Genomic DNA, 10,280 nt, shown 5'->3' on the forward strand with positions numbered 1-10,280 from the left:
TTGAGTTTGCAACACTCTTGACAAGATGGTGGTTTTGTTATACAATTTATCCAATTTGAACAACCTGTCTTAGTAAGGAAAGAGAAAATGGCGACAAAAACCATCTCTTCCACTATTGCCCAGAATAACTTCGGTCGCATTCTTGATGACGTGATACAAAACGACTCGCGCTACGTGATCAAACGTCGAGGTTCGTCACAGGTCATACTCCTGAGTTTATCGGATTTTGAACGATTACTCGCCGCTGATGATCACGAACGATCAGCAGTAGGGCGTCTGCTTCGAGAAATCGCTCCAGTCTACCGGCTCGGCGAAACTGTTGATGAACAGGGGAATACCCATGAACATCGACCTGCTTAAGCAACGCTATGCTCTTGACTATGAGTCTCATTCTTTCCAAACGTCGCTCGTGATCCACGCCGATTGTTTCGAATGGATGAGCCGGATTCCGACTGAGAGCATCCATGCGATTGTTACAGACCCGCCATATGGCGTGAAAGAATATGACTCTGAGCAACTGGAGAAGCGTTCAAACGGTCATGGAGGAATCTGGCGCATTCCTCCGTCTTTCGATGGTCATGTGCGCTCCCCTCTGCCGAGGTTTACTGCGCTCAATTCAAAGGAAAGAGAGCGAATCGAGCAGTATTTCTATGAATGGGCAAAACTCGCCATGCAGATTTTACGACCAGGCGCTCATCTCTTTCTTGCATCAAACGTTTTCCTTTCACAAATCGTCTTTGCATCCATTGTACGAGCCGGTCTGGAGTTTCGCGGGCAGGTCATCCGACTTGTACGCACGCTTCGGGGTGGTGACAGACCAAAAAATGCGGAAGATGAATTTCCAGGTGTTTGTTCCATGCCACGCGGTTGCTATGAACCGTGGGGCATCTTCCGCAAACCTGTCCCAAAAGGAATGACCATCGGCGAGTGTTTGCGCACATTCCAGACCGGCGGCTTACGAAGGAAACCCGATGGGAATCCTTTTGAGGATGTGATTGAGAGTGAACGTACCCCGCAAAAAGAACGGTACATCGCAGATCATCCGAGTCTCAAACCACAATCGTTTCTTCGCCAGATAGTGTATGCTTCGCTCCCCCTCGGTGAAGGGATCGTGCTCGATCCATTCATGGGTTCTGGTTCCACCGTCGCTGCGGCTGAAGCAGTGGGATATTCCGCTCTCGGTGTCGAACAGTACAGGGAGTATTTCTTGATGAGCCTGCAATCTATTCCTGCTCTTTCCTCGCTGGATAGTGAAGGGACACAGTTACTGCTCCAGTTAGCATGATACTTTGTATATCCAGTTTTCTTTCATTTTCTTTACACCCTCTCGTGTGACGCTTGCTGTTATTGTTCGACGACTGGTTCCTGAGCGGCCGGAGAAGGACCAGTCATTTTTATCCAGCTTTGCGGAATAAACGCCCTTGAAGCAGAATGGTCTGGGAGACGCATCACCGGGTGTATTGCTATCAAAGTGGAACACCATCAACCAGACGGGTTCCGGGTTATGTCCCTGCCAGCCGCTTGTGTATCTTGAGGCTTTGACTTCAATGCCTTCGTTCGTATACTGTACCGCGTCATCGGAAAACATACCCTTAGGAATGAGATCAGGATGTCCGTTATGGTATCGATTCTTTACCAGAGTTGGGCAGTATTTGGGGATTCTGGAAGCTATGAACTCTCCAACGATGCTACTAAAGCTGGCAGCCATCAGAAATGTCTCGATTCTGGGCATTCCTTCCGAATTAAGCTGTCTGTTTATGACGCCTAGAAAGTGTATGAAATCTTCCATGGATTGACGAATATGTTCGATTTCTAAGCTATAGGGAAGGCTACATTTTGAATTAAAGCACGCTGGGTTTACCGGTTCAGGTGTGCATGCCTCTTTTTCGTTCGTGCCACCCATTGCTTACTTTCTCCCCTTTTTCGCACGAGATGTTCACCCTTCAACCCCCAACGCTCCCTGCGCCCAGGCGACATCGACCAGGCGCGCCGGACCGGCGATCCGTCCACGGATCGTTTCCAGTCCAAGACCGGTCGCCTCGATGGCTGCGACGACCGCCTCCTCATAGTCGCGGTGAGTGATGAACACCGCTGTCGGACCGGTGTCGGTCGAGCAGTAGACGGGGACGCCACCGCTGCGCAGATCGTTGCACATGCGAAACAGTGCAATATTCTCCGGTTCCCAGCCAATCAGTTTGTTCTCCAGACTCCCCGACATGGTGATGCCGTGCAGTCGCATGCTGTCCAGTTCCGCCCATTGCCCAAGGGTGCGCCAGTCGCCTGCACGCGCCGCCGCGATGCACGCCAGCGCCTCGTCACGACGGTTGAGCATCCAGCAGCGGAACAGCGCGCTCGCAGGCGCGTCCATATGCGCCTGTTCGGTCTTCAGTCCGATGCGCGAATCGATCGGTACAGTGATCAGGCGCACATCATCGAGTTGCCCGGCATCATCGAGGCGCACGGCAAAACTCTCTTCGTGCGCGATGCCAGGGTACGACAGCCAGATGGAACATCCGCCAGCTGCACTGCGACAGCCGGAACCCGCCAGCAGTCGCGCCATGCAACTGACCAGGCGACGGTTGGATGCCGCCTCCTCGCCGTACAGGGCGGCGATTGCTGCCAGCGCCAGCGCCGCTGACGCCGACGCGCTCGACCCAAGCCCTTTTCCGAAGCGTGTTCCGCGGGTGACATTGCGTGACGTCACACGGGCGTGCACGGTCGCGCCGGATACGGCGCGGATCGCGTCGAGACTCTGCTGCACCCGTTCGAGTTCACGCCCACGCGCCGGTTGACCATTGATGGTTGCGCTGTCGTCCGGCAGATCGGGATCGAACTCAACCAGCGTCAGGGTATGCCCTGCGTCGTTGCAGAGCGAGATGCTCGGCAGGAAGGCGATGCGATACTTCCAGTCGCTCAGTCCGTGGTATTTCAAGACCCCCTGCATCGGGTAGGCGAGCGCGGCTGCCACGCCACGCACGCGCGCAGCCCCTGTCAGATCCGGGTAGGCTTCCCACCTCAGCCCATGAGCGCGCAGCGCTGCACGGAGTTCGGCATCGGCGGAAGCCATCGGCTCGATCAGATCGACATATGAAACGGGGACGGTCGTTGCCAACGTCACAGTTCCTTTCCTGAATGCGGTCGCAGCGGTACTATACCATACCTCCTGCAACGCAAGGCGAGCCGCGTCTTGCCACGTTGCCTGTGGTCGCGTATGATTGACGGGCTTTCGATTGCTTCTACAAATCCTGGGGAGAAGAGGTATGGACATCGGTATCACCGGTCTTGGACGTATGGGCGCGAATATGGCGCGCCGCTGGCTGCGCGGCGGTCACCGCGTCGTCGTTCACAATCGCAGTCGCGGACCGATCGACGAACTTGCCGCCGTCGGCGCTGTTCCTGCGTATACCCTCGAAGAACTGATCGCTGCGCTGGCGCCGCCGCGCGCGGTGTGGGTGATGCTGCCGGCCGGCGACGTGACCGAACGCGCGATTGCTGCACTTGCAGACCTTATGACGCCGGGCGACACGATTGTTGACGCTGGCAACACGATGTACAAGGATGATCTGCGTCGCGCGGATGAGCTCAAACAGCGCGGCATTCACTATGTCGATCAGGGAACGTCCGGCGGCATCTGGGGGCTGGAACTCGGTTACTGCCTGATGGTCGGCGGCGATGCAGACGTGGTTGCGCGGCTTGAACCGGCATTCCGCACACTTGCACCGGAAGATGGTTATCTCCACTGCGGACCGGTCGGCAGCGGTCATTTTGTGAAAATGGTGCACAACGGCGTCGAGTACGGCATGATGCAGGCATATGCCGAAGGGTTCGAGATCTTGCGCTCCAAAACCGGGTTCGATCTCGATCTCCACAAGATTGCCGCTGTCTGGAACCATGGCAGCGTGGTGCGGTCGTGGTTATTGGAGTTGGCGGAAGATGCCTTTCGGCAGGACCCGCATCTTGAGAGCATCCAGGGGTATGTGGAAGACAGCGGCGAAGGGCGCTGGACGATCCAGACCGCTATCGAACTCGATGTTCCTGCACCGGTGATCACCCTGTCGCTCTTTGAGCGGTTTCACTCGCGCCGACCGGAATCATTTGCGGCAAAGGTGCTTGCCGCGTTACGCAAAGGGTTTGGCGGGCATCCCGTCAAACCGGCGTGATTGAAGACAAACATCCGGTAGACCCGTGTCTACCGGATGTTTGCAACGTTTTTGACAGACGACTTCAGTTCTCGACGCTGGTTTCCTCGACCGGCGCAGGCGTTTCGGGCGTTTCGGTTGCCCCCGACTCATCGGCGCCGTTGTGACGCAGGCTCAGCCCCATGCGCTGGCGCTGCTTGTCGAGGCTGATAATGCGCGCCGTAATGATCTGACCCGGCTGCAACAGATCGCGGGGTTGCGCCTGTGGATCGGCGTCGAGCTCGCTCGCGTGGATCAATCCCTCGACCGCCTCTTCAATCTGCACAAATGCGCCAAACGGTGCAACATTCGTCACCGGACCGCTGACCAGTTGACCGAGCGAATAGCGCTGGTCAATCGTATCCCAGGGATTGGGCTGGAGGCGGCGCAGGCTGAGACCGATCCGCTCGCGTTCTGCATCGATCTCCACGACCATCACCCGCACTTCCTGACCTGGCGACAGCACCTCGCGCGGATGGTTGACGCGCTGCCAGGAGAGTTCAGAAATATGCGCCAGACCATCGGCGCCCCCCAGGTCGATAAACGCGCCGAAGTTCGTCAATTGATTGACGCGACCGGTCAGAATATCGCCAGGCTGAAGTTCGGTCAGCAAACGCTGCTTCTGCGCCTTGCGCCACTCCTGGGTTGCGCTGCGTTCTGAAAGCACCAGTCGGTTACGGTCACGGTCGACTTCGATCACCTTGAGCGGGATCGTTTGCCCGACCATGCGCTGCAACGCCTGCTGCCGCTCCTCAGCGGCAGTACGCCCGTGGAGTTGCGCCACCTGCGAAGCCGGCACGAACCCGCGAATGCGATTGAACTGCACCAGCAAGCCACCCTTGTTGTAGCCAATTACCTGGCCCTGCACAATGCCGCCCTCGGCGCTCAGGCGGGCTGCTTCTTCCCAATCGCGCGCGACCTGTACCATCGTCAGCGACAGCACCAGGTCGCCCTGGCGATTTTCCGGGTCCTGCACATACACCTGGATCCGGTCGCCCACTTTCAGATTGCTCAGCACCTCATCACCGGTAGCGCGCACATCGGCGATTGGGATGATGCCTTCGCGTTTGGTGCCAATTGAAACCAGAATACCGCTTTCTTCGATCTTCATGACGACCCCTTCGCGCACCTCGCCGCGCTGCGGACGCGCGTAATCGTAGTCGTCGAGCATCTGCGTCCAATCGAAATCTTCTGTTTCCTGGACGGCATTGTCGGGTACTGCGCTCATGCAGTGACCTCCAGACATGATAGTGTCAGCCATTGCCCGCCTGTGCACAATGGCGCCAGTAACACAACCTTCGTCGAGGCGGGAGGGCGATTCCAGGCAGACACGAACGGTGTCGCGCTGGATGCGCGACACCTGACGCCACATCACGGCGTCGCTCTGGACGGCGCCCACGAAGGCTCCGCTCTGGCCTGCTCCTGATTGCCCGGCTACTCCAGCGAGGTATGGGAGGTGAGCCTGTGCGGATATGTTCATTTACGAGAGGCAAAGTATACACGGCGACGCTCTGACTGTCAAGTTTGCGTCCTGCTTCAGGTTGCTCTATACTGCCTGTACAGATCTTCTTCTCTTGTCTCGAAGTCGGGTTGTGAGCATTCTGTTTCTGTTTGTTGACGGAGTAGGTCTGGCGCCGGAAGGCCCGGATAATCCACTTTCGGATGCGCCGACTCCTGCCATTCGTTCACTGCTCAACGGTGCATTCACCATCGAGCGTGTTGGCGCTTCGTCCGGTGTACTGCTGCGCCCAGTCGATGCGACGATGGGCGTCGCGGGGTTGCCGCAGAGCGGCACCGGGCAGACGGCGTTGCTGACCGGCGTGAATGTGGCAGCGATCCACGGTCGTCATCAACCACATGTTCCGCCTGTAGCGCTGCGACCACTGCTGATGGAACACAGCATCTTTCGTCGTCTCACCGAGGGTGGCAGGCGGGTTGCGTTCGCCAACGCATTTGGTGTGCGTTACTGGGAGGCGCTGGCAGCGCGACGCCTGCGACGCTCTGCCAGTGTGATCGCGGCGGAAGGCGCAGGCGTGCGTTTTCGCAACGACACCGACCTGCGCGCCGGCAGCGCGCTGACATGGGATATTACCGGCGAAACGATCCGCGCCAGCGGCGGTGATGCGCCGATTATCTCTGCACGCGCTGCCGGCGCGCGTCTGGCGCGTCTTGCTGCACACTACGATCTCGTGTTCTTCGAGACGTTCATTACCGACCTTGCGGGTCACGGGCGATTGGCGCACATGGCTTCTTCCGATCAACCTCCACCTGCAGTGGCGGAACAGATCCATATGGCGATGGAGCGGGTGGATGGATTGATCGCCGGAGTACTCGACACGATGCGTTCGGGTGATACGCTGCTCCTTACCAGCGATCATGGAAATATCGAAAGTCTGACGGCGAAAACGCATACGTGCAACCCAACGCCATTGCTGGTGATTGGGCGCGATACCTCACGTTTTGAACACCTTATCAGTATTGTTCAGGTTGCCGACGCCGTTGTTGCTGCGGCGCAGGAGTCTCTCGCGTGAAACCTATTAAACGGGTGGCGATCATCTTCAATCCGTATTCGGAAGAATCGCTGCGTCTTTCCGATGAGATTGCTGGCTGGCTCACCGCGCATTCGATCCAGGTGTGGCGGGGCGTGTCGCACGAGGGGCGCGCACAGCACGCTGTGGATCATACCGATCTGGTGCTGGCGCTTGGAGGCGATGGCACCGTGCTGCGCGCTGCGCGTCTCGCCATTCCCAGCGGAGTGCCGGTGCTGCCGGTGGCGCTGGGGCGCCTCAACTTTATGGCGGAACTGGAACCTTCCACCCTCTATCAAGGGCTTGAAGATATGCTGGCGGGGCGTTTCTGGCTCGATTCGCGCACCCTGGTGGAGGCGACCGTTCAGCGCGCCGATGGTATCACCGTCGCGCCGATCCTCGCACTGAACGAGATTATTGTGGCGCGCGGCGACATTAATCGCACAGTGCTCGTCGATGTTGAGATCTACGATGCGCGCCTGACAACATACCACGCCGATGGGGTCATCGTTGCCAGTGCGACTGGATCGACCGCGTATGCGCTGGCGGCTGGCGGTCCGATCATCGATCCGCGCTCAACCGCCCTCGTGCTTGTGCCGGTCGCCGCTCACCTGACGAATGTTCCTTCGCTGGTGCTCCACGAGGATGCGGTTGTGACCCTGACGTTGCAGAGTCGTCACCCGGCGGGCTTCTCCGCCGATGGGCACGATCATATTGCCCTGCACGAGGGGGATCGGGTGATTGTTCAACGTTCGCAGCGTTGTTGCACCTTTGCGCGCGTTTATCCGCAGAGCACCTTCTATGCGCGTATGATGCAGCGCCTGCGGCGGGAATAGGGGCGCTATGGGGGCGCAGCACGCTGCGGGGGCGCAGTAGGGAGGCAGCGCCGCTGCGTCCGTACAGGGGCAGCGGGGCGATGGCGCAGTAGGGCGCAACGGCGTTGCGCCCTCCATCAATTCCCAGTCCTCATCCCCCGGTTCCGTATCCGTTGAATACTCTCGATCGGCGCCAGAAGGGTGACGTGATCGCCGGAAGCCAGACACAGATCGAGGTCGGGCAGCAGAAGGTTCTCACCGTTACGTTGCACGTCGATCACAAGCGCCGATTCCCGTTCGCGCAGATCGTCGATGCGCACGCCGATCAGGGGGTGTCCATCGCACAACCGGATTTCATCGGTGGCTACCAGGCGCCCGTCGATAAAGAACGCCTGGCGGACATTCCCCACAAGCGCCGCCGCTGCCATTGTCGGCGCCGCCAGCGCCGAGGTGCTGTAGGTCGTATGAATGCCAAAAATCTCAACCAGACGTTCTGCCAGCACGTCGCTGAAGGTGCGCAGAACGATGTGGATATCGGGGCGATAACGCCGGGCTGCGAGTGCAATTTGCACATTCTGCAGGTCATCGGAAGTCATTGCCGCGACGGAATAGGCTTCATTGAGACCGGCGCGGCATAAAACCTCGACGTTGCGCGCATCGCCGATCACGTCGGCGACCCCTTCGAGTTGACCGATCTGCTGGACGAATTCCGGGCGATCATTCCCCAGGCGCACAACAACGATCCGTGGGCGCGGGTTCAGTTTGTGCAACTGGTTGACCACCCGAAACCCGACCTTCCCTAATCCGCAAACGATAACCGTATTGTACTGTTCGGTGGGGCGCACCAGTTTTCCTGGCGTGAGAAACGCTGCTTTGCTGAATGCCACATTGCGCTGCCGCATCTCCTCGATCCGTTCGAGGGTTCCGATGACCGTTATCCGGTCGCCAGCGCTCAACCGGTTGAGCGAGCTGTACAGCTTGGGTCGACCTTCCTGACTGACCTGATACACGATACGGACGTGATATGCTGACTCGACGGCGCGGATGAAGCCGGCAATCTCACTGTCCTGTTGAACCACAATCTGCGCAACCCCCAATTGATAACTGCCAGTAGTCAGCGCATAATCAATATCGCGGCTGACTGCGGCAGCGGCACAGGTAAGGGCGGCAACCAGTGAGACGCTAAACGCACTGTTCGGTCCGAGCGTGCGTTCCAGATTGCGATCCAGTTCCTCGTTGAACACGCGCAGCACCACCCGAATGCCCGGCTGAACAGCGCGTGCCCCCAGGGCAATTTCCACATTCAGCAAGTCATCATTAATCGTCGCAACGACCGCGCGCGCATATCTGATACCTGCCTGGCGCAGCACCGTTGGTTCGCGGGCATCGCCCAGCACAATCGGGACGCCCAGGTTGAGCACGCGCTGCACAAACTCGCTGTTCCAGTCGCGCTCGATCACAACTGCCTCGTACCCGGCAGCGTGCAACTGCGTGACAATGCGCAGCCCGACGCGCCCAAGCCCACAGACAATCACATGATTGCGGTAGGTCGAAGCCAGCGCCACCTGCCAGGCTTCACGACGACTTCCCTTGTCGAGCAACAGGCGCCCGAAGTTCAACACACTCTGAAAGATCAGCGCCAGACCGAGGAGCGGCGTCAGAAAGAAGATCAGTTCGCCGAGCAGATCACCGCGCGGAAACGCCAGATCGCTCTGCAGAGTCATCAAGGTCAGCGTTTCATAGAGCGCTTCCGGCAATCCTTGCGGACGCGATGATTCGGCGGTTTCGGGATAGAGGAATGCCAGGTAACTCGATGTCAGTGCGGCAAGCAGGACGAATGCAATCAGGACCAGCCAGGACTCGTTGAGCAGCAACCAGAGATCATACACATTCGCGCGCACCAGACGACCAATGTACGGTTTACCTCTGGTGCGCGCTCTGAGACTGTTCCGGATCATGTGGTTATGAGTTACGAGTCAAGGAGTTTTCTGAGCAATTCTTCGTCTTTCTCCCGGTGCGGCGTCGGACGTTCGTGCAGCAACCGGCGGAGCAGCGCCTGATTGCTCAGGTGCGCAACCTCTGCCGCCCGCGCTGCGAGTGCGCGCCTGCCGGATGGCAGCAGGCTTAGCGCAATACCGCCGCCAATCAACATGATACCAAATGATACCCACAACCATGCGCCGTCGGCAGCGTCATTGGTGCGTGGCAGGCGACGCGGCGCTTCGACCGGCGCTGCTTCAACCACCGGCGCAGGTTCGGCGGCTGGCGCCTGGCGGACGGGCAGGGCAACGCGCAGATGCTGGATAACCGGCGTTTCCGGTTCGACAACAACGGTCATCGGTCCGTCAACGACGTCACCCTGACCCGGCGCTGGCGCCACATTGACCAGATAGGTTCCCGGCGATACCCAGATGCCGTAGTTGCCGTCCTGATCGGTTGTTACAATGTTATCTCCGATCCGAACGGGCATACCGGGAACCGGCGCGCTGCTCACGACATCAATCACCGTTCCGCCAATGTGACCGGGGATCACCGACCGGTTGGGCGCCGATCCTCCTCCACTGCTCTGTTCGGTAAATTCCACCGCCGGTCGTGGCGATGGCGCCGGCAATGGATCCTGCTGCGCGAACGCCGCGCCCGGCAGAAGCGCGCTTATGCCAGCCATCAGCAGCATCACGCCACAGACGATAAGCGACGTTGAAACATGGCGAAGACGCATACGAACACTCCTTTTTGTTACCCTTCCCACGGAAGGTGCC

Annotated in this window: 10 protein-coding genes; 5 read left to right on the forward strand and 5 right to left on the reverse strand. The window is 58.7% G+C overall.

The window, feature by feature from the left end:
• Positions 1-87: 87 nt before the first annotated feature.
• On the forward strand, positions 88-360 hold the full coding sequence (locus ROSERS_RS22090) for a type II toxin-antitoxin system Phd/YefM family antitoxin (RefSeq protein WP_011958961.1): 273 nt from the start codon (positions 88-90) through the stop codon (positions 358-360).
• A complete protein-coding gene (locus ROSERS_RS22095; protein WP_011958962.1) occupies positions 341-1,285 on the forward strand; it encodes a DNA-methyltransferase in 945 nt (314 codons plus the stop codon). The genes ROSERS_RS22090 and ROSERS_RS22095 overlap by 20 nt, the downstream gene beginning before the upstream one ends.
• On the opposite strand, the gene ROSERS_RS25395 is transcribed toward ROSERS_RS22095, so the two are convergent.
• Together ROSERS_RS25395 and ROSERS_RS22100 are read right to left on the reverse strand one after the other, a co-directional pair.
• The gene (locus ROSERS_RS25395; protein ID WP_083763339.1) at positions 1,277-1,903 is read right to left on the reverse strand and encodes a hypothetical protein; all 627 of its coding nucleotides are present in this window, start codon (positions 1,901-1,903) and stop codon (positions 1,277-1,279) included. The genes ROSERS_RS22095 and ROSERS_RS25395 overlap by 9 nt on opposite strands.
• 33 nt (positions 1,904-1,936) lie before the next feature.
• Complete coding sequence (locus tag ROSERS_RS22100; protein ID WP_041336047.1) at positions 1,937-3,112, reverse strand: diphosphomevalonate/mevalonate 3,5-bisphosphate decarboxylase family protein; 1,176 nt, start codon at positions 3,110-3,112, stop codon at positions 1,937-1,939.
• A 148-nt stretch (positions 3,113-3,260) separates the two neighbouring features.
• Here ROSERS_RS22100 and gnd point away from each other — a divergent pair, with 148 nt between their 5' ends.
• Positions 3,261-4,160: a phosphogluconate dehydrogenase (NAD(+)-dependent, decarboxylating) gene (gnd, locus tag ROSERS_RS22105; RefSeq protein WP_011958964.1), complete on the forward strand. Its 900-nt coding sequence runs from the start codon at positions 3,261-3,263 to the stop codon at positions 4,158-4,160.
• A 64-nt stretch (positions 4,161-4,224) separates the two neighbouring features.
• On the opposite strand, the gene ROSERS_RS22110 is transcribed toward gnd, so the two are convergent.
• The gene (locus ROSERS_RS22110) at positions 4,225-5,406 is read right to left on the reverse strand and encodes a 30S ribosomal protein S1 (protein ID WP_011958965.1); all 1,182 of its coding nucleotides are present in this window, start codon (positions 5,404-5,406) and stop codon (positions 4,225-4,227) included.
• Between the two features lie 364 nt (positions 5,407-5,770).
• On the opposite strand from ROSERS_RS22110, the gene ROSERS_RS22115 reads away from it, so the two are divergent.
• Both ROSERS_RS22115 and ROSERS_RS22120 read left to right on the forward strand, forming a co-directional pair.
• Positions 5,771-6,709, forward strand: a complete 939-nt coding sequence (locus ROSERS_RS22115; RefSeq protein ID WP_011958966.1) for a metalloenzyme — start codon at positions 5,771-5,773, stop codon at positions 6,707-6,709.
• Positions 6,706-7,542, forward strand: coding sequence for an NAD(+)/NADH kinase (locus ROSERS_RS22120; RefSeq protein WP_011958967.1), 837 nt, complete (start codon positions 6,706-6,708; stop codon positions 7,540-7,542). The genes ROSERS_RS22115 and ROSERS_RS22120 overlap by 4 nt, the downstream gene beginning before the upstream one ends.
• 116 nt (positions 7,543-7,658) lie before the next feature.
• Here ROSERS_RS22120 and ROSERS_RS22125 read toward each other — a convergent pair whose 3' ends face one another.
• Together ROSERS_RS22125 and ROSERS_RS22130 are read right to left on the reverse strand one after the other, a co-directional pair.
• Positions 7,659-9,479 carry a potassium channel family protein gene (locus ROSERS_RS22125; RefSeq protein WP_011958968.1) on the reverse strand — a complete coding sequence of 607 codons (1,821 nt, stop codon included), beginning with the start codon at positions 9,477-9,479 and terminating at the stop codon, positions 7,659-7,661.
• 11 nt (positions 9,480-9,490) lie between these two features.
• Positions 9,491-10,240, reverse strand: a complete 750-nt coding sequence (locus tag ROSERS_RS22130; RefSeq protein ID WP_011958969.1) for a carboxypeptidase-like regulatory domain-containing protein — start codon at positions 10,238-10,240, stop codon at positions 9,491-9,493.
• Between the last annotated feature and the right edge of the window lie 40 nt (positions 10,241-10,280).

The organism is Roseiflexus sp. RS-1, from assembly GCF_000016665.1.
Taxonomy (GTDB): domain Bacteria; phylum Chloroflexota; class Chloroflexia; order Chloroflexales; family Roseiflexaceae; genus Roseiflexus.